The sequence below is a fragment of the Umezawaea sp. genome (genome assembly GCF_036375055.1).
Taxonomy (GTDB): Bacteria; Actinomycetota; Actinomycetes; order Mycobacteriales; family Pseudonocardiaceae; genus Umezawaea.
In genome coordinates this window covers 24511-42850 of record NZ_DASUSQ010000101.1, presented here as the reverse complement: position 1 = coordinate 42850, position 18340 = coordinate 24511, and the positions used below count along the sequence as shown (strand labels likewise).

Annotated in this window: 16 protein-coding genes and 1 pseudogene; 2 read left to right on the top strand and 15 right to left on the bottom strand. The window is 71.1% G+C overall.

The window, feature by feature from the left end; all coding sequences use genetic code 11:
• From VFZ92_RS26710 to VFZ92_RS26695, 4 genes and pseudogenes are all read right to left on the bottom strand, one after another.
• Nucleotides 1-726: pseudogene (locus tag VFZ92_RS26710) on the bottom strand (glycogen debranching enzyme); the annotation flags it as partial.
• A 103-nt stretch (nucleotides 727-829) separates the two neighbouring features.
• A complete protein-coding gene (locus tag VFZ92_RS26705; protein ID WP_330878786.1) occupies nucleotides 830-1168 on the bottom strand; it encodes a hypothetical protein in 339 nt (112 codons plus the stop codon).
• Nucleotides 1169-1272: 104 nt separating this feature from the next.
• Entirely contained in the window at nucleotides 1273-3165 is a 1893-nt protein-coding gene (malQ, locus tag VFZ92_RS26700; protein WP_330878785.1) for a 4-alpha-glucanotransferase, read from the bottom strand.
• A 126-nt stretch (nucleotides 3166-3291) separates the two neighbouring features.
• Nucleotides 3292-4209: a LacI family DNA-binding transcriptional regulator gene (locus VFZ92_RS26695; RefSeq protein ID WP_330878788.1), complete on the bottom strand. Its 918-nt coding sequence runs from the start codon at nucleotides 4207-4209 to the stop codon at nucleotides 3292-3294.
• A 104-nt stretch (nucleotides 4210-4313) separates the two neighbouring features.
• On the opposite strand from VFZ92_RS26695, the gene VFZ92_RS26690 reads away from it, so the two are divergent.
• Both VFZ92_RS26690 and VFZ92_RS26685 read left to right on the top strand, forming a co-directional pair.
• Nucleotides 4314-4772 carry a peroxiredoxin gene (locus VFZ92_RS26690; protein ID WP_330878784.1) on the top strand — a complete coding sequence of 153 codons (459 nt, stop codon included), beginning with the start codon at nucleotides 4314-4316 and terminating at the stop codon, nucleotides 4770-4772.
• A gap of 19 nt (nucleotides 4773-4791) precedes the next feature.
• Complete coding sequence (locus tag VFZ92_RS26685; RefSeq protein WP_330878783.1) at nucleotides 4792-5151, top strand: VOC family protein; 360 nt, start codon at nucleotides 4792-4794, stop codon at nucleotides 5149-5151.
• On the opposite strand, the gene VFZ92_RS26680 is transcribed toward VFZ92_RS26685, so the two are convergent.
• From VFZ92_RS26680 to VFZ92_RS26630, 11 genes are all read right to left on the bottom strand, one after another.
• On the bottom strand, nucleotides 5152-6651 hold the full coding sequence (locus VFZ92_RS26680) for an extracellular solute-binding protein (RefSeq protein ID WP_330878782.1): 1500 nt from the start codon (nucleotides 6649-6651) through the stop codon (nucleotides 5152-5154).
• Between the two features lie 200 nt (nucleotides 6652-6851).
• Nucleotides 6852-7487 carry a TetR/AcrR family transcriptional regulator gene (locus VFZ92_RS26675; protein WP_330878781.1) on the bottom strand — a complete coding sequence of 212 codons (636 nt, stop codon included), beginning with the start codon at nucleotides 7485-7487 and terminating at the stop codon, nucleotides 6852-6854.
• Between the two features lie 4 nt (nucleotides 7488-7491).
• A complete protein-coding gene (locus tag VFZ92_RS26670; protein ID WP_330878780.1) occupies nucleotides 7492-8442 on the bottom strand; it encodes an LLM class F420-dependent oxidoreductase in 951 nt (316 codons plus the stop codon).
• Nucleotides 8443-8620: 178 nt separating this feature from the next.
• The gene (locus VFZ92_RS26665) at nucleotides 8621-9403 is read right to left on the bottom strand and encodes a M23 family metallopeptidase (protein WP_330878779.1); all 783 of its coding nucleotides are present in this window, start codon (nucleotides 9401-9403) and stop codon (nucleotides 8621-8623) included.
• Nucleotides 9404-9882: 479 nt separating this feature from the next.
• Nucleotides 9883-11997 carry a transglycosylase domain-containing protein gene (locus tag VFZ92_RS26660; RefSeq protein WP_330878778.1) on the bottom strand — a complete coding sequence of 705 codons (2115 nt, stop codon included), beginning with the start codon at nucleotides 11995-11997 and terminating at the stop codon, nucleotides 9883-9885.
• Between the two features lie 452 nt (nucleotides 11998-12449).
• Nucleotides 12450-13487 carry a carbohydrate kinase family protein gene (locus VFZ92_RS26655; RefSeq protein ID WP_330878777.1) on the bottom strand — a complete coding sequence of 346 codons (1038 nt, stop codon included), beginning with the start codon at nucleotides 13485-13487 and terminating at the stop codon, nucleotides 12450-12452.
• Between the two features lie 27 nt (nucleotides 13488-13514).
• A complete protein-coding gene (shbA, locus tag VFZ92_RS26650; RefSeq protein ID WP_330878776.1) occupies nucleotides 13515-14210 on the bottom strand; it encodes an RNA polymerase sigma factor ShbA in 696 nt (231 codons plus the stop codon).
• Between the two features lie 166 nt (nucleotides 14211-14376).
• On the bottom strand, nucleotides 14377-15618 hold the full coding sequence (locus VFZ92_RS26645) for a cyclopropane-fatty-acyl-phospholipid synthase family protein (protein ID WP_330878775.1): 1242 nt from the start codon (nucleotides 15616-15618) through the stop codon (nucleotides 14377-14379).
• Nucleotides 15615-16331: a DUF1365 domain-containing protein gene (locus tag VFZ92_RS26640; protein ID WP_330878774.1), complete on the bottom strand. Its 717-nt coding sequence runs from the start codon at nucleotides 16329-16331 to the stop codon at nucleotides 15615-15617. Before VFZ92_RS26640 ends, VFZ92_RS26645 begins: the two co-directional genes overlap by 4 nt.
• A complete protein-coding gene (locus VFZ92_RS26635) occupies nucleotides 16325-17599 on the bottom strand; it encodes an NAD(P)/FAD-dependent oxidoreductase (RefSeq protein WP_330878773.1) in 1275 nt (424 codons plus the stop codon). Before VFZ92_RS26635 ends, VFZ92_RS26640 begins: the two co-directional genes overlap by 7 nt.
• Nucleotides 17600-17614: 15 nt before the next feature.
• Nucleotides 17615-18313, bottom strand: a complete 699-nt coding sequence (locus VFZ92_RS26630) for an alpha/beta hydrolase (protein WP_330878772.1) — start codon at nucleotides 18311-18313, stop codon at nucleotides 17615-17617.
• Nucleotides 18314-18340: the final 27 nt, after the last annotated feature.

The window sequence follows — 18340 nt, the reverse complement described above, 5'->3', positions numbered from 1 at the left end:
CTGGTCCGGCATCGCCGCGTACAGGTCGTGCGGCGCGAAGAACCCGATCGTGTTGTAACCCCAGTAGTTCCGCAGCCCCTTCTCCGCCAACCCGTGGTCGGTGATGAACTGGTGCACCGGCATCAGCTCGATCGCCGTCACACCCAGCTTGGTGAGGTGGTCGATGACCACGGGGTGCGCGATGCCCGCGTAGGTGCCGCGGAGGCGGTGCGGGATGTCCGGGTGGTTCATCGTCAGGCCGCGCACGTGGGCCTCGTAGATCACCGTCTCGTTGTACGGCGTCCTCGGGGCGCGGTCGTTGGACCAGTCGAAGAACGGGTTCACCACGACGGACTTCGGCACGTACGGCGCCGAGTCCTGGTCGTTGCGCTGGTCCGGCTCGCCGAACGGGTAGCCGAACAGCGACTCGTGCCACTCGACGCCGTCGGAGATCGCCTTGGCGTAGGGGTCGATGAGCAGCTTGTTCGGGTTGCAGCGCGGTCCGTGCTCCGGCTCGTACCGGCCGTGCACCCGGTAGCCGTAGTGCTGGCCGGGGCCGACGCCGATCAGGTAGCCGTGGTGGACGAAGCCGTCGACCTCCGGGAGCCTGACGCGGGTCTCCCCGCCCTCCTCGTCGAAGAGGCACAGCTCGACTTCGTCGGCGACCTCCGAGAAGAGTGCGAAGTTGGTGCCGACGCCGTCGTAGGTGGCGCCGAGTGGGTAGGGGGTTCCTGGCCAGGGCCGCAACTAGGTCTCCTCAGCAGGCAACCCGGTCCACCCGGTCGACGGAGGTCGACGGGGAGGGCCGGGGAGCGTGGCGGTCTTGGTGGTGTCGTCTACCCGAGTCCGCTCAGGACCGCTGGGCGTTCGCGCGGACCAGTTGGCCTCGCGCGGCTACCAGGAGGAGTCGTGCCTCCTGGAGTTCGCAGTAGCGGAGGTGTTCGCACGCCGCCTCCGCGCAGGCCATGGCCTGCTCCAGGGCGCCGTCGGTGCCGTGTTCGGTGCCGCGCAGCGCGCTGCGCAGCGACTCCTCGGCCCGCAGCGCACCGGACACCGGATCGGTCAGCACCGCGGGCCGGACGGCGGCCAGCACCTGCTCGACCGCGATCTCCAGGGCCTCCGTGGGGTGCACGGCGGTGATCAGACTTCCGGGCAGGGTTCCCGTTCGGGACGCAACCTCGGTGTTCACTGGGGAATGCCACCTCCAACCATTGGGCGGAATTGCTCCTCGGGTGACGTCTTGACGATACTCCGCAGGTCGGTGACCCGCGGTAACACGCTTGTTTCGGCTCATCAGCCCTGCCCTCCCGCCAGCGCGGCGACGACGGCGCGCACGTGTTCGTCGGCGAAGAGCTCCTCCAGCGTCACGGGCAGCGGGATCCGCCAGTTGGGGTACTGGTCGACCGTTCCCGGCAGGTTCGGCTGGCGCACCTCCCCGAGGGCGTCCTGCGGCGAGGTCAGCACCAGCACCGAGGGCGCCTTCGCGAGAAGGGTGTGGAACGCGGCGACGAGGTCATCCGTGGGCACACCCTCCTGGGTCATCAGCTCGACGAGCTGGTGGCGTTCCAGCTCGGCAGCGCTGTATTCCCCGTCGACCGGCCCGTCAAACAACCCGAGTTCGGCGCGGACGCGGACGTGCTCGGCGGCCAGGAACCCGGCGACCGTCGGCAGGTCGTGCGTCGAGATGCTCGCCATCGCCGACGACGTCCACTTCTCCGGCGGCACGAGCGGGTGGCCCGGCTCGTCGTAGTCGCGCTGGAACCACAGCACGGCGGAGCTGAGCATGCCCCGCTCGTGCAGCGTCTCGGTCACCTCGTCCTCGACCGTGCCCAGGTCCTCGCCCACGACGACCGCGCCTGCCCGGTGCGCCTCCAGCGCCAGCACGCCGAGCATCGCCTCGGCGTCGTAGCGCACGTAGGTGCCGCGGCCGGGCGACTCGCCCGGCGGGATCCACCACAGCCGCCAGAGCCCGGCGACGTGGTCGACCCGGATGCCGTCCGCGTGGCGCAGGACGCTGCGCAGCATCTCGCGGAACGGCGCGTAGCCCAGCGCGGCGAGCCGGTCCGGCCGCCACGGCGGGAGGCCCCAGTTCTGGCCCTGCTGGTTGAACGCGTCCGGTGGGGCGCCCACGGTGACGTTCGGCGCGAACGTGTCGCGCTGCGCCCACGTGTCCGCGCCGCCGGGGTGCACGCCGACCGGCAGGTCGTGGATGACGCCGACGGCCATGCCGGACTCGTGCGCCGCCAGCCGCACGTCGTCGAGCTGGGCTCGGCACAGCTGCTGGAGCCAGGCGTGGAAGGCCACCCGCTCCGGGTCGGCCAGCGCCGTCGCGGGGTCGCGCAGCGCCTCCGGCCAGGTCCGCCAGTCCGGGCCGTGGCGCTCGGCGAGCGCGCAGAACGTGGCGAAGTCGCGCAGCGCGGGGTCGGCGTCGAGGTCGACCCGGTCCCGGTGGTGCGGCCACAGCAGCTCCAGCGCGGCCGACTTCGCGCTCCACACGGCGTCGTAGTCGATCAGCTCGGTGCGGTTGTCCGGGCGCAGCGCGGCGACGGCCTCGCGGGTGGCCTGGTCGGCGTTCGAGTAGGCGGCGGTCGCGGTGACCCGCAGGTAGATCGGGTTCTGGTAGCGGCGGCTGGCGGGCGAGTACGGGGAGCGCTCCACCGGGTGCGTCGGGCTGATCGCCTGCACCGGGTTGACCAGCAGCACCCCGGCGTCCAGCTCCACGCTGGAGCGGCGGGCGATCGTGGCGAGGTCGGTGTAGTCGCCCATCCCCCACGACTCCTCGGACCGGCACGCGTAGAGCTGCACCATCCAGCCCCACGCCCTGGGCACGGTGGGCAGCCGCGCGGGCGTGACGATCACCGTCGACGTGCCTACCCGGTGGTAGCCCAGCGGCAGCTCGGCGGGCAGCTCGACCTCGGTGCCGTCCTCCAGCACCGCGGTCGCCGGGTGGCCGAGGTCGAGCACGCGACCCTCGCGGACGACGATCGTGGCGGGGAGGGTGTCCGGGGCGGCGGTGACGGCCGCCAGCGCGGCGCGCACGGCCTCCGGCGTCGAGGCGTCCACGTCCAACTGGGCGAGCACCGCTACGACGACCGGGGGATCGACGTCGACCCAGCGCTGCCCTGCGTCCTCGTAACGGGTGGCCACGCCGTGCGCCTCGGCCAGTGCGGCCAACTCGTCGTCCACGCGATCAGCTTTCTCTCAAGGGCGCCGCGGAAGCCAGGGCGGCACGACCTGGTCACCCGAAGGGCGCAGCTAATTCAGTGCGTCGTGTCAGGCCGGACGGGTGGTGGTGTGCTCCGTGACCGTGCGTCATGCCCTGCCGGTCGACTCCCTGACCGCCAACTGCCACGACAGTTCGTGCACCGATGATTCCCCATTCCCGCGGATGCTGCCGAGCAGCTCCGCCACGGCCTGCTCACCCTCCTCGCGCAGGGCGCCCTCGACGGCGGTGATGCCGACCGCGCGGGTGAGGTCCTGCCCGTCCAGGCTGACCAGCGAGAGGTCCTCGGGGATCCGGCGGCCGTCGCGGCGCAGCCGCATGAACACGCCCAGCGCCACCTCACCGCTCGCGCTGACCACCGCTGTGGGCAGCCGGTCGCCGTCCAGCAGCGCGTCCGCGACCTGCTCGCCGCCGACGACGGTCGGCGAGGACCACAGCGTCCACTCGGGACGGATCTCCAGGCCCAGCGCGACCAGCACCTCGTCGTAGGACTCGTCCACGCCGACGGCCAGCACCAGCGCGATGTCGCGGTGGCCGAGGTCGATCAGGTGGCCCACCGCGAGCCGCAGCGCGCTGCGCAGGTCGCCGTCGTCCACGGTCAGCACCGGCACGCCCAGCTCGGCCAGCGCCGCGGCCTCGTGCTCGGCCAGGGTGATCGACAGGGCGAGCACGCCGTCGACCCTGCGGCCCAGCGGCACGTCCTCGAAGAACCCGGTCCGCGCGTCGTCGTCGCCCAGCACGTAGAGCAGCACGTCGAACCCGGCCTGCCGCAGCGCGCCCTCGGCGCCCGCCAGCAGGTCGCCGCGGCCGACGTCGCCGGTCAGCACCGCTATGGCGTACCTGCGCCCGCCCGCGAGGCTGGAGGCGTCCCTGGCGATGGCGTACCGCATCCGCTTCGCCACCTCGGTGACGTACCGCCGCGTCGCCTCGGACACGCCGGGCTCGCCCCGCAGCGCGCGGGACACCGTCGCGGCGGACACACCTGCGGCGCGTGCCACGTCGGACATGCTGGTCACGTCCACCTCCCTGATCACGAGCCTACTGAGAACCGTACGGTGGGCCTCCGCCGAACACCCCACGACACCAGTCGTACGCGGAAGGACACCACCAGATGAAGACCGGCGATCTCGTCCCCGACTTCACGCTCCCCGACCAGCACGGCGCCTCGCGCACGCTGTCGGCCCTGCTGGAGGACGGGCCGGTCGTGCTGTTCTTCTACCCGGCCGCGCTGTCGGGCGGCTGCACCGTCGAGAGCTGCCACTTCCGCGACCTGGCCGCGGAGTTCGCGGAGGTCGGGGCGCGGCGGGTCGGCATCAGCACCGACTCCGTCAGCAGGCAGAAGCAGTTCTCCGACGCCCACTCGTTCGACTACCCGCTGCTGTCCGACGTGGACGGCGAGGTCGCGGAGGTGTTCGGCGTGAAGCGCCGCTTCGGGCCGCTGCCGGTGAAGCGGCACACGTTCGTGATCGGCACCGACAGCCGCGTGATCGAGGTGGTCAAGTCCGAGTTCGGCATGAACTCCCACGCCGACAAGGCGCTCGTCGCGCTGCGGGAGCATGCCGAGGCCTGATCCGGGGTACACGCGCCGCATGATCGGACAACTGAGGTCTGTCGTCGTCGACACCCGGGACCCCCGCGCCCTCGCCGCCTTCTACGCCGAGCTGCTCGGCGGGAAGGTCACCGACAACGACCACGACTGGGCCGTCGTGGTCGACGGCGAGGGTCGGCGGTTCGCGTTCCAGCTCTCCCCGGAGCACGAACCGCCGACCTTCCCCGACCCGAAGGGGTCGCAGCAGTTCCACCTGGACCTGCGGATACCGCGCGACGAACTGGACGAGGCCACCCGGAGGATCACCGAGCTGGGCGGGCGTCGGCTGGACGCGAGCGGCGAGGGCTTCCAGGTGTTCACCGACCCCGCCGGGCACACGTTCTGCCTGACCTGGGACTGATCAGCGGCCGTGCCAGGCCTCGTACAGGTCTCGCCCGAAGCTCGGCTCCACCTTCCCGCCGTTGTTGAGCGCGCGGGCGATGCCGGTGCGGAACACCCTGCTGAAGTGCGTGTAGTGGGGTGTCCTCGGTCGCTGCCACGCCAGGTTCACCGCCGTCTGGAGCTCCTGGGCGTCGGCCCGCTTGCCGTCGCGGAAGGTCGACTGCCGGGTCGGCGCCAGCGAGCCCATCTCGGACAGGATGAGCTGGCTCGACCGGCTGGTGAGGAAGTCGATCAGCGCCCGTGCGGCGCGGGGCTTGCCCTCCGGGCCCGACTTGGCGGAGATCGCGAGGTTCTGCCCGCCGAGCACGCTCGGCGTCCGCCAGGCGGTCACCCCGTAGCGGACGTCGTCGCGCAGGGTGTCCGACGCGACCGGCCAGTTCCGCATGAACAGCGTCGCCCCGGCCTGGAACGAGTCGATCGCCCCGTTCTCGGCCGACTTCGCGGCGGTGTCGTTCTCGGTGAGCACGAGGTCGGTGTCCTTCGCGGCGATGGCGAGGTTCTCGATGCCCTTGAGGTCCTCAGCACTGAGGTAGACCTCGTTCTCGTCCGTGTTCAGCGTCAGGTCACCGCTGTCGGTCACCATCTTGCCGCCCGCCGCCCAGATGGCCTCCAGCGCCGTGATGGTGAGGACCTCCTCGTCGGCGAGCTGCGCCGCGTTCGCCGCCTTGATCCCGTGCCCGCCCGCCTTCGCGGTGACCGCCGAGGCCTTGGCGGTCTGGCCGAAGTAGTCGTCCCACTCCTTCGGCGCGGTGACGCCGGGGATGTCGTCGCGGTAGAACACCAGGCCCGCGTCGGTGTTGAACGGCAGGGCCCACAGCTTGCCGCCGCGCTTGCAGGTCCCGAGGGCGCCGGGGATGAAGTCGCCCTCGTCGTCGGACTCGGAGAGGCTCGTCCCGTCCAGTTCCCGGATGTACCCGCTGTCGACGAACTGCGGCATCCAGACGAGGTCGAGGACGTACACGTCGGCCTCGTGCTTCCCACCGGGCTCGGCGTCGTTCACCATCCGCTCGTTCTGCTCGTCCGGTTCCCCCGGAACGGCGACGACCCGCACGGGGTTGTCCGGGTGCGACTGGCTCCACTGGCGGAAGAGCACGTTCCTGGGGTCGGTCACGCCCTCCCCGAACGCGGTCATCACGACGATCTCACCCCGTTCCAGGCCGGTCGGCGGCGGCATCGCGGCGATGCCGCCCGCGACGATCACGGCCACCGTGGCGAGGACGAGCACCACGCGCAGGGGCTTCCTCAGCAGCCTGATCAGCCACCGCAGGTCACCGAGCCGCGGCAGCCGCTCCGGGCTGCGCCAGATCGTGCCGATCGCCCTGGGCAGGACGTTGATGCAGATGCCGGAGACCACCACCATGATCCCGCTGACCGCCGTGAGCGCGATCGAGCCGGGGGTCCACCGCCGGTCCACCGCCGTCACCATGTACGCGGACGCCGAGGTGATCACCACGACCATCCCGACAGCGAAGGCGATGTAACCGATCTTCTTGCGCGGACTCCACCGTCCAGCGGGTTCGGACACGTCCCCCACACCCCTCACACCTGGTCATCCGCCGGAACGCGGCGCAGACGCCGGAATCCCCCGATTCCGGACGTGCGGTCGCCGAGGACGGTATCGGCAGCCGGGTGGGGAGAATTGATGTTCGGCGTTCTCCGCTACGGGTGTTCACCCGTAAAGCCCAACGGTCGCCCGCCGGTGGCGCGGAGCGCGGCGAGCACGAAGTCCGCGATCTCCCCGCCCAGCCGGGCAGGCGACTTGGGCCCGTCGGGGCGGTACCAGGTGGGCAGCTGGTTGATGACGCCGAGCGCGATCAGCACCGCCGTCTCGGCGGGCACGACCCGGCTGAACCGGCCGCTGACCTGCGCCTGCTCGACCACCGCGCGGAACGTCTCGTGGTAGCGCCTGCGCTCGGCGCGGAACGACGCCATCAGGTCGGCGTCCAGCCGGTGCATCTCGCGCATGAACACGGCGGCCTCGTCGACGCTCGACGCCGTCGTCTCGACCAGGCTCACGACGATCTCGCGGACGGTGGTGGCCGGATCGAGGTCAAGCGCCACGATCCGGTCCAGCTCCGCCATCTGCCTGCCGATCAGCGACCGGTAGATCTCGTAGAGCAGGTCGTCCTTCGACCCGAAGTAGTGGTACAGCGCGCCCTTGGTGACCTCGGCGGCCTCCACGACCTCCTGGACGGTCGTGGCGTCGAAGCCCTTGGCGGCGAACAGCCGCACGGCGGCGGCCATGATCCGGTTCTCCGTCCGGCTCAGCTCGCCGACGCCCGCCCGGCGCGCCACGTCGTCAGGCTCCCGGCGCGAGCGCGCGCACGAGGTCGAACTGGTCGGCGCCGGTCGGCAGCAGCGCGATGATCGGCGTGTCCACGCCGTTCGCCGCGTACTCCGCCACCTTCGCGCGGCACTGCTCCACGCTGCCGTGCACGACCAGGTCGTCCACGACGGCGTCGGGCACGAGCCTGTTGGCCGCCTTGCGGTCCCCCGCGGCCCAGGCCTCGTGCATCGGCGCCAGCGCCTCGCCGCGCCCCAGCCAGTCGTGGAACGCCGCGTACGCGGGCACGGTCAGGTAGCTGCTGATCAGCAGCCGTCCCAGGGCCCGTGCGGAGTCGACGTCCTCGGTCGGGCACACGAAGATGCGCGCCGCCAGCTCGGCGTCGCCCAGCTCGGCCCGCACCGTCGCCACGTCACCGGCGCCCAGCCAGTTCGTGATGGCCCCGTCGGCCTCCTTGGCGGCGAGCCGCAGCATGGTCGGCCGCAGTGCCGCGAGCATGATCGGCACCTTCCGCTCCGGCGCGCGCTCCAGCTTGAAGCCGCGCACGGTGAAGGTGTCGTACCGCTCGTCGACCTTCTCGCCCGCGAGCGCGGCCTTGAGGAAGCGCAGGGTGTCGCGGGTGCGCTTGAAGGGCTCGGTGAACTCGGCGGCGTTCCACCGGTTCACGATGGCGGGCGAGGACGACCCGATGCCGAGCACGAACCGCCCGCCCGACACCTCGGCGGCCGTCGCGGCGCTCATGGCCAGCAGTCCGGGACCGCGCGTGTAGACCGGTGTGATCGCCGTGCCGAGCCGGATCGAGTCCGACCACTGCGCCGCGAGCGCCAGCGGCGTGAACGCGTCGGTTCCGGTGGTCTCGGCGGACCACACGTCGGTGTACCCCAGCTCCGCCAGCTCGGAGACCAGCGCCCGGTGCTCCAGCACCGGGACACCGGTCAACGGCAGCGTGATTCCCCAACGACCCACGAGCGCCTCCTCAGAACACGCGACTGGCCGATACCCTACCTCGGGTACCGACCAGTCGGTATGTTCCACGCTTCCCCGTCGTTCGACTCGGGGGTTTCAGGCGGACCGGTGCGGGATACCCCGGTGAGGAGTCGCGCGTTCGGGGCGCTGGACTCGGGGGCCCGCCGTTCGCGGTGCCCTACAGCGCGATGCCGCGCTCGGCCAGCCAGGAGCTGGGGTCGACCTTCTGGCCGCCGTTCAGCCAGACCTCGAAGTGCAGGTGCGGGCCGGTGGACTGGCCGCGGTTGCCGATGGTGGCGATGAGGTCGCCCGCCTTCACCTGGGCACCCTGGGCCGCGATGATCTCGTTGACGTGCCCGTAGACGGTGGTGGTGCCGTCGGCGTGCTGCACCCGGACCCAGAGGCCGAAGCCGCTGGCGGGACCGGCTTCGACGACGACGCCGTCCATCGCGGACACGATGGGGGTGCCGATGGCGTTGGCGATGTCGACGCCGTAGTGCGTGGTGCCCCAGCGGGCGCCGTAGCCGGAGGTGTAGCTGCCCTCGGCGGGCTTCACGACCGTCGGCCGCTTGGCGGCCTCCTCCGCGGCGATCCTGGCCTCTTCGGCCGCCTGGGCCACGGCCTGCTCGTCGGCCTGACGCTTCAGCTCGGCCTGGCGCGCGGTGTAGCCGTCCTGGGCGAACCTGATGGCCTCGTCCACGTGCTGGCCCGCGTTCATCTGCTGGGCCCGCATGAGCTTCGCGGCCTCGAGGCCGGGCTGGATGACGTGCACGGTCTGCACGCCCCGCGTCGGAGCGGGTTGCGGGGCCAAGCTGCCCGCGGCCAGCTTGGCCGCCAGTTCGGCGCCGGGCTGCTCGACCGAGCCCCAGCCGTTCGCGACGCCCGCGGTGGTGGCGAGAGCGCCGGCCACGACGACGGCGGCGGCGGCGCGTCCGCCGAGGGTGGGTTTGGTGATCTCCACGCGATGCGCTCCACGGCGGCCTTCGGCCTTCGGGGGTGCCGTGAACACGCTTCGGCCGCGCGCAGTGCTGTGCCTGGCCAAGAGTGTGCCTTTCTGCCTCGGGGAGTTCGACCAGGACGGCTGGCGGGGGATCCAGTCGGTGTCGTTTCGGGGACGACGCCGTGTCCTGCTAGTTATCGAACCGTGACAAGCGGCAGGGAACGTAACCCGAGGTGACGAACATGGGCAAGTCTCGCGCTGCGAAGTGCGCATATTGGTGAGATAACCCACTTCTCACTACACAGAGTGACAATAGACGGTCGAGTCTCGAATTTCGCCGTTACCGGGCGCAGGACTTGACCGTTGACCGATTCCTAGACCAATAGCCGGGCAGAAGCATCACCGCTGGTCATCAGCTTGATCGTGCAAGACACCCGAACGAGGACCGCCCCGCTAGCACAGGGCAGGCGGGGCGGTCGGTGAACGGCTACGTCAGGTGACTACTTGTACTGCGGCGCGGCCGGGGGCAGCGGGTCGGCGGGCTTGCCCTCGTGGATCACCTTCATCGCGTTGAACCAGGTCGGAGCGGCGACCTCGCCACCGGTGAGGCCGGTCCGGCCGTTGTTGCCGCACAGCCTCGGGGAGCGGGCGTCGCAGATGACCTGCGGGGCCACGCCGTCGGTGAACGTCATGACCGCGCCCGCGTACTGCGGGGTCGCGCCCATGAAGGCGACCGACCAGTAGTTCTCGGTCGTGCCGGTCTTGCCGATCATCGGCCGGTTGAAGCCCTGCGACGCGCCCGCCGCCGTGCCGCCGGGCAGCGTGTCGTGGCTCATGCCCTGCGCCAGCGAGTCCGCCAGCTCCGGGGCGACGGTCTGCTCGCAGGCGGGCTCGTTGAGCTTCACCGGGTTGCCGTCGCGGTCCAGGATCTGCTCGACCGGCGTCGGCGGGCACCACACGCCGTGGCTGACGATGGTCGCGGCGACGTTCGACAGCTCCAGGACGCTGGTCGCGCCCGGACCGAGGGTGAACGACCCGCTGTTGTTCTGCTTGAACTGGTCCCCCTGGGACGGGCCGTTCGAGCCGTCGGCCTTCAGCGGGTCGCCCGCCTCGTTGACCCCCTGCATCGTCTCGCGCAGCCCGAGCCGGTAGGCCATGTCCACGACGTTGTCCAGGCCCGCCTTCTCCTCCAGGATGATGAAGCCGGTGTTGGGCGAGGTCGCCAGCGCCTTGGTCAGCGTCATCTTCGTGTCGGTGCCGTTCGAGTAGTTGCGAACGGTGTAGGGCTTGCCCCCGTTCTGGTAGACCCTCGACGTGTAGACGTTCGGGACGTCGATCTCCCGGTCGATGCCGGTGACCTTCTTCTCCAGCGCCGCGGCGGCCGTGAACACCTTGTAGATGGAGCCCGCGCCGAAGCGCGTCACCTCCGCCGGGAGCGAGTAGGCGCTCTGCCCGGCCTCGGCGTTGTTGCCGAAGTCGCGGTTCGCGGCCAGCGCGCGCACGCGGTGCTTGTCCGAGCCGGGTTGGACGACCGCCATGGCGTTCGCGACGCCCTCCGTCGTCTTGGGCACCTGGCCCTCGGCCGCCTGCTTGGCGGCGACCGTGGCGACCGGGTCCATCGTGGTCTTGATCGTGTACCCGCCGCGGAACAGGTCGTCCTTCTTCATCCCGGACTTCTGGAGGTAGTCCAGCAGGTACTGGCAGAAGAAGCCGTACACCGGACCGTCACCGGCGCCGACGCAGCCGTTGGGCAGGAGCTGGAGGTCGGCGACCACACCCGGCTCGGCGGCCTTGTACTCGGTCGCCTTCGCCTCGGCGACGGCCTTGTCCGCGCCGAACGCCTCGTTGTCGCGCATCCGGTCGATCACCGTGTTGCGGCGCTTGATCGCCGCCTCCGGACCCCTGCCGGGGTTGAGCACGCTGGGCTGGTTGACCAGACCGGCCAGCATCGCGGCCTGCGGCACGGTCAGCTTGTCCGGGGTCGTGCCGAAGTACGCCTTGGCGGCCGCGCCCACGCCGTACGTGCCGTTGCCGAACGGCACGATGTTCAGGTAGGCGGTGAGGATCTCCTCCTTGGTCATCACCTGCTCCAGCTGGAGCGCCACGCGCGCCTCGCGGAGCTTGCGCCCCGCGGTCGCCTCGGTGGCCTTCTCGTACGCCTCGTTGGAGCCGCCGCCCAGCACGAACGCCAGGTAGTTCTTCACGTACTGCTGCGTCAGCGTCGACGCGCCCTGCGACACCTCGCCGTCGGCACCGGCCTTGGCCGCCGCACGGGCGATGCCCTGCCAGTCGACTCCCTTGTGGAGGAAGAACCGCTTGTCCTCGATCGCGATGATCGCGGCCTTCATCGTGTCCGCGATCTGCTCGTACTGCACCGGGATCCGGTACTGGTCGTACAGGTACGCGATGGGTGCGCCGTTCATGTCCTGGACCGTGGTGACCAGGGGCAACTCCCCCTTGGCCAGCTCACCCGAAGTCTGGTCGACCGTGTCCGCGGCGCGGTTGGACGCAAGTCCCAACCCGCCGACGACGGGGAACATGACCGCCGCGAGCAGCACGCCCGCCGCAAGGCACAACCCCACCAACTTGACCAGCCCCGTCGCACGCGCGAACACGAAACCCGCAACCCCTTCCGAACTGGCGGAGATCCCCTTGTCCTTATAAGTCGCACGGGACCGCGTGCAGGTTGCTTGACGAACGGCAAATTCTGCGCGATCACACCGACGATGTGGTGAACGTACTCCTGGTGGGTTGTGGCGCCTGTGAGGGCGGGTGGTCGGTGATGCGGGCCCCTGCTGCTAGTACCCGATCGTGGCGGGTTCGAATCGCGGGACGGGAGCGGGAGCGGCCGCGGCTCCCCCGGTGATCGGCTGGGATGGCCGCCGGTTCGGAGGTGCTCGCCGGTTCCGGCGTGGTGCGGCCGATGTGACCAGGGGCTCCTCCTGCGAGCCCGTGATCGGGGCGGAAGCCTGTCCGATCCTCGAAGTGGAGGCTCACGACCGCGAGTCGAACCGGCCGCGTTCCGCGGCCGGTCGGGTCGACTCCTCCAGGGACCGGTTTTCGCGCTTCAGTGCGGTCCCTGGAGCTTTATCGTCGCCGTCGCTCTTCTGACCTCGGCGTTCGCGTGGCCCGGCAGCAGGTCCGCCAGGAAGCCGTAGGCCTTCACGTCGCCTTCTTCCCGCTTTCCCACCGTGCGCCACCAGGCTGCTATGTCTCCCCAGCCCGGTGCGGAGAGGGATCCGCCGAAGTGCTGCACCGAGAGGGCCGCGCAGAGGTTCGCGAACCTGACGCGGTGTTCCAGTGGCCAGCCCGCCAGGGTGCCCAGCACGAAGCCCGCGCCGAAGACGTCCCCTGCTCCGGTGGAGTCCAGCGGGGCCACGTTGAGGCCCGGTACGTCCGCTTTTTCACCTGTTGAGGCGTCGTAGGCGAAAGCGCCCCCTCCTCCTCTCGTGACCACCACCACCGGAACGTGTTCGGACAGGGCGACCGCTGCGTCCTCCGCCGTGTCCTTGCGGGTGTAGTGGGTCGCTTCCTTGTCGTTCGGGAGGAAGTAGTCGTAGCCGTCCAGGCGGGTGAGCAGTGACGGTGCCCATACCTCGGTGCGGTCCCAGCCGATGTCGGCGAACAGGAGCGCGCCCTGCGCCTTGGCGCGGGCGACCCACTGCTCCTCCTCCGGTTGGATGTGGACGAAGGCGGCGCGCGTCGGGGGCGGGGTCTCCAGGAGCTTGTCGGCCGAGATCGGTGGGCGGTGGCCGTGGGTGACCATGCTGCGGTCGTTCTCCATGGCCATCGACACCGTGACCGGCGAGTGCCAGCCGTAGAAGCGGCGGCAGTAGGTCAGGTCGACGCCCTCCTGCTCCGAGAGGGTTTCCCAGCAGAAGTCGCCGTAGACGTCCTCGCCGAAGGCGGCGGCCAGCGCCGTCCGCAGTTGCAGGCGGCTCAGGGCCACCGCGAGGTTGGCTATGCCGCCGGGGCACGAGCCCAGGCCCTCGGCCCAGACCTCGGTGCCCGCGGCGGGCGGGCGGGGCAGGCCGGTGAAGATGATGTCCAGGAACACCGTGCCCGACAACAGCACGTCGAAGGCGGGCGGTTCGGCGGTCGTCATCCCCCTACGATGCCGGCCGACGGGGGCTCAGCCGTCCATCGACGCCAACATCTCGCGCAAACGTGCCAGGGCGCGGTGCTGCGCCACCCGCACGGCGCCCGCGGTGGAGCCGACGGCGGTGGCGGTCTCCTCGGCGGTGAGGCCGACGGCGACGCGGAGCACGAGGATCTCGCGCTGGCGGTCCGGGAGGCGGTGCAGCAGCTGCACGACGGTCTCCAGCGTCTCGCCGTTCACGGCTCGCTGCTCGGGGCCTGCTTCGAGGGTGGGGCAGTCCGGGAGTTCCGGGACCACCTCGGAGCGGCTGCGGACGGCGCGGCGGCGGGCGTCGGCGACCTTGTGGGCGGCGATGCCGTAGACGAACGCGAGGAACGAACCGGGCTCGTAGCGGTACTTGGACAGCGCGGAGACGACGGCCAGGCAGACCTCCTGCGCGATGTCCTCGGCCGAGACGAGCGTGCGTTCACGGCTGCCGACGCGGGCGCGGCAGTAGCGCAGCACGAGCGGCTGGATGCGTGCCAGCAGCTGCTCGACGGCGCGGCGGTTGCCCGCGAGGGCCTGGTCGACGATGTCGACCAGTTCAGCCTCGACGAGCCACTGGGTGCTCACGACGGGGGCGGCGGACCCCGTGATCAACCGGACGTGGGGCCGACCGACCGGGCGTTCGTCGCCGTCCGAACCGATGCCGAACCCGACACCGGCGCGCACAGACGATGGATGGACCATCCGGCGACCTCCTCGATCACAGCGTCCCGGCGTTGCCCGGCTCACAGGAGAAGGAGTCCCCAGTCGTGCCGCTGATACCGCCTTCTTCAAGCTGACCACGAAGATGGGCCGAAAGGCCTGGGGGGCACCCGGTCGGGGGCGCACGTCGACCGAACGGAGCAACGCGTCAGGCTTTCACGTACCCGAACTGCCGCACGTCGAGGTAGCCGACCCGGAAACCCGCCTCCGAGTAGGCGAGGTAGAACTCCCACATCCGCTTGAACGTCTCGTCGAAGCCGAACCCGTTGATGTCGTCCCACCTGGTCAGGAAGGTCTCGCGCCACTGCCGCAGGGTCTCGGCGTAGTCGGCGCCGAAGGCGCGCGACGCCTCCTGCCGCAGGCCGGTGTGCTCGCGGACGGTCTTGTCGATCGCCTGGACGGACGGGATCAGACCACCGGGGAACACGTACTTGTGGATCCACGTGTAGCTCTGCGCGCTGGCCAGCATCCGGTCGTGCGGCATCGTGATGGCCTGGAGGCCGACCCGCCCACCGGGCACGAGCACCCGGTCGAGGACGCCGAAGTAGGTCGGCCAGTACTCGACGCCGACGGCCTCGATCATCTCGACGCTGACCACGGCGTCGTACTCCCCGCGCTCCTCGCGGTAGTCGCGCAGGTGGATGTCGACGCGGTCGGACAGGCCCGCGTCGGCGACCCGCCGCTGGGCGAGCTTGCGCTGCTCGGCGGAGATCGTCAGCGACGTCACGGTGGCACCGCGCTGCGCGGCCCGCACGGCCAGCGCGCCCCAGCCGGTGCCGATCTCCAGCACGCGGCTGCCCTCGCGGACCCCCGCGTAGTCGAGCACGCCGTCGATCTTGCGGAGCTGCCCGGCGACCAGGTCGTGGTCGCCGTCCGGGTCGAACAGGGCGGACGAGTAGCTCATCGTCTCGTCCAGGAACGTCGCGAACAGGTCGTTGGACAGGTCGTAGTGGCGGTGGATGTTGTCCCGCGCGCCCTCGACGGAGTTGGTCTCGGAGTCGGGGTGGCGCAGCTCGACCCAGCGGCGCATGAGCTGGAGCCTGGGGTGGATCAGCGTGGAGAGCTTCGCGGCGAACGCGCTGAGCAGGTCCGCGAGGGCCGTCGAGCTCCAGTCGCCGACCATGTACGCCTCGCCGAAGCCGATCTTGGCGTCGGCGCCGAGGCGGTGGAAGAACGCGGTGGGCCGGTGGATGCGCATGACCGGCGTGTCCGGGCCGCCCGCGCCGAGGCGGACGCCGTCGGGCAGCACGACGCGGACGGGCAGCGACGCGACCGCTCGGCGGAACAGCGCCTCGGCGACCTTCGCCTTGAACGGCGAGCGGGGCGGGGTGGTCAGCCCCGGCCACACACCCTGGTTCGGGCGGGGCACCGACACGTCGATGGTGCTCATCGGTCACTCCTGGGGGTGATGGGCAGGCGGCGCAGCCACAGCGTGACGCCGTGGATCCGGATGAGGGTGGACACGCGGAGGGTCATCAGCGGCCTGCGCACGAGCAGGCGGACGAGGTTCGCCGGGGAGACCGTCCTGCGGACGCCGTGCAGGCCCGCGGTGAACGGGGTCCTCCCGTTCTGCCGCAGCGCGATGGTCACGGACAGCTCCTCGCCCGGTTCGGGCAGCCGCATGAGGTAGCGGCCCCCCATGTCGAGGAACGGCGACACGTAGAACGCCTTGTCGACCTCGGCGCGGCCCGCGCCGTCGGTCTCCAGCAGGTAGGGGTGCCGTTCGCCGTAGGTGTTGTGGACCTCCGCGACGACGCACGCCAGCGCGCCGTCGGGGCGGTGGCACCAGTAGACGGACAGCGGGTTGAACACGTGGCCGAGCAGGCGGGCGTTGGCGAGCATGAGCACCCGTCCACCCGCGAGGTCGACGCCGCGGTCGGCCAGCCACCGGTCCAGGTTCTCGCGGATCGTGCCGGTCCTCGCGTCCGCGTGCGGTCCGAAGTGGTCACGCGCCTCGAACCGGGCGAACGGCCGGAGCCACCACGGGAGCCGGGGCAGCCGGTCGAGGTCGACCAGCCACAGGTAGACGCTGTGGCTGAACGCGCGGTCGATCCGCTCGCGCCGGGTGTGGCTGACCCGCGCCTCGTAGAGAGCCGTCACCAACGCACCCCGAGGCTCTCGGCGGCTCTGACGCCCGACGCGCAGCCGTCCTCGTGGAAGCCCCAGCCGTGGTAGGCGCCCGCGAACGCGGTGACGTCGGTGTTGAGGGAGGGCAGTCGGCGTTGCGCGGCGACCGATTCCGGCGTGTACAGCGGGTGCTCGTAGACCATCTTGGCCAGCACGGTGCGCTCGTCCACCCGGTCGGTGGCGTTGAGCGTGACGACGTAGTCGAGCGGTTCGACCAGCCGCATCAGGCGGTTCATGTGGTAGCTGACGACGACGGGCCCCTCCTGCTGGTGGCAGGAGGTCTTGAGCAGGTTCCACGACGCCTGGGCGCCGCTGGTCCTCGGCAGCACGCTCGGGTCGTTGTGCAGCCAGGTCTCGTTGCGGGAGTAGGAGAACGCGCCGAGCACGGCCTCCTCCTCGCCGGTCGCGTCGCCGAGCAGCCGCAGCGCCTGGTCGGGGTGGGTGGCCACGACGACCTTGTCGACCCGGTGCCGCTGGTCCGCGTCGTCGCGCAGCTCGACGCCGTCGGCCGTGCGCACGACCGAGCGGACCGGGGTGGACACGTGCACGGCGGTCAGGCCCTTGGCGGCGCGTTCGACGTAGCTGCGCGAGCCGCCGACGACGGTGCGCCACTTCGGCGTGCCGCCGATGGCGAGCATCCCGTGGTTGGCGAGGAACTCGAACAGGTAGCGCGCCGGGTAGCGGGTGCTCAGGCCGGGGCCGGAGGACCAGACGGCGGACACGACCGGCACCACGAAGTGGTCGACGAAGTAGCGCGAGTAGCCGCCGATGGCGAGGAACGCGCCGAGCGTGACGTCCTCGGCCTCCGGGGAGTCCAGGAGCCTGCGGGCGTGCCGGTGGAAGCGGGTGACCTCGGCGAGCATCCGCAGGTAGGCGGGCTTGGCCAGGTTGCGCGGCTGGGCGAACAGGCCGGGCAGCTTGCGGGCGCCCGCGTACTCCAGGCCGCAGCCGTCGCAGCGCACGCTCATCGACATCTCGGAGTCCTGGGTGGACACGCCGAGCTCGCGGAACAGGCGCAGCAGGTTCGGGTACGTGCGCTCGTTGTGCACGATGAACCCGCTGTCCACCAGGGCGGTGCCGCCGTCCGGAGTGGTCAGCTCGTGGGTGTGCGCGTGGCCGCCGAGCCGGTCGTCCGACTCGAACAGCAGCACGTCGTGCTGCCGCTGGAGCAGGTAGGCCGCGGTCAGGCCGGACACGCCGCTGCCGATCACGGCGACCCGTCGACGCCCGGATTCCTGTGCCACGGGTGTGTCCTCTCGTCAGTGTGCTGTCTTGAGCGGGACGTCCAAGCCGTCCGGCGCGCGTTCCCGCATGGCGTTCGCGATGTGGGGCGCCCTCGGTTCGAACCCCAGCTCGCCCAGGACGAAGTCCACGACGAGCCGGGTCCAGTCGCGGGCGCGCTTGAGCATCGCGTGGCCGTCGCCCTGCACGGAGAACCTGGCGACCCGGTCGGCGACCGTCTTCGCCAGCACGGCGTACCGGTAGGACGCGGCGGGGTCGGTCATCCGCTCGCGGTCGCCGTGGGCGATGAGCAGCGACCGGCCCGCGAGCTGCCGGAACGGTTCACCGGGTTCGATCCACGGGGCCAGCGCGCACACGGCCACCACCGCGGGGTGGTCGGCGACGCGCAGCGCGGTGCGCCCGCCCATGGAGTGGCCGACGAGCACGACGGGGACGCCGGGGTGCTCGCGCTCGACCTCGGCCAGCGCCCACCGGGCGTCGCGCACGGGGTCGAGGTCGGGGGCGTTCCAGCCGCGCACGCGGTAGCGGAGCATCCGCACCTCCAGGCCGCGGCGGCGGCCCGCGGCGTGCAGGGCTCGGCCGAACGGCAGCATCCGCAGGACGGCGAGCTGGTAGCGGGTCACCCGGCCGTGGCCGCGCGACCGTCCACCGTGCAGCACGAGTGCCACGGCGCGCACGTCGGCCGAGGCCGCGAGCACGTCGACTTGGGGCTCCATGCCGTCATGTTCGTGACGGCCCCACCC